Origin of the sequence: Vibrio fluminensis, from assembly GCF_015278125.1 — a bacterium.
Lineage (GTDB): Bacteria > Pseudomonadota > Gammaproteobacteria > Enterobacterales > Vibrionaceae > Vibrio > Vibrio fluminensis.
Map to the genome: position 1 here is coordinate 1 of NZ_JADILO010000077.1, position 678 is coordinate 678.

At 41.6% G+C, this 678-nt stretch carries 2 tRNA genes and 1 rRNA gene; all 3 read right to left on the reverse strand.

Annotated elements, in window-relative coordinates:
• Positions 1 to 341 precede the first annotated feature (341 nt).
• Positions 342 to 417: transfer RNA gene (locus IRQ95_RS21935), tRNA-Ala, on the reverse strand.
• Positions 418 to 435: 18 nt separating this feature from the next.
• A tRNA-Glu gene (locus IRQ95_RS21940) sits at positions 436 to 511 on the reverse strand.
• A gap of 88 nt (positions 512 to 599) precedes the next feature.
• Positions 600 to 678 (reverse strand): 16S ribosomal RNA (locus IRQ95_RS21945); the annotation flags it as partial.

A 678-nucleotide genomic window follows, 5' to 3' on the forward strand; every position in this document is an offset into this window, starting at 1 on the left:
CACCGTGTACGCTTAGTCACTTAACCATACAACCCGAAGGAGTTTCGAATTGATGTTAAACAACCAAAGTTGCTATCTCATTATTTGAATGAGCGAGATAGCTTTCGATTTTGCCGGACTCAAATATGTTTTGTTTACTTAAAACAGTAAGACAAAACCCAAGAACACTTGAATGTGTTTTTGTGTATTCAATAAATTGAATACTTTGAGAACTTTACAAACAACAATAAATTGTTGTTTTGTCAGCTTTCCAAATTGTTAAAGAGCAATGTGTATTCCGAAGAAAAACACCATTTCTAAAAACACTCAACTTTTTATTCAAAAGTAAATGCGTTTAAAGATGGTGGAGCTATGCGGGATCGAACCGCAGACCTCTTCGCTGCCAGCGAAGCGCTCTCCCAGCTGAGCTATAGCCCCATATTCCTTATGAGGAGATGGTATCCCGTAGGGGAGTCGAACCCCTGTTACCGCCGTGAAAGGGCGGTGTCCTAGGCCTCTAGACGAACGGGACACTAGTAAAACACCTCAGAAGTGTTTTAATCTCTTTAAACTTTATAAACCATCAATCTGTGTGGGTACTCATCACGATAATCATCGTATAAGGAGGTGATCCAGCGCCAGGTTCCCCTAGCGCTACCTTGTTACGACTTCACCCCAGTCATGAACCACAAAGTGGTG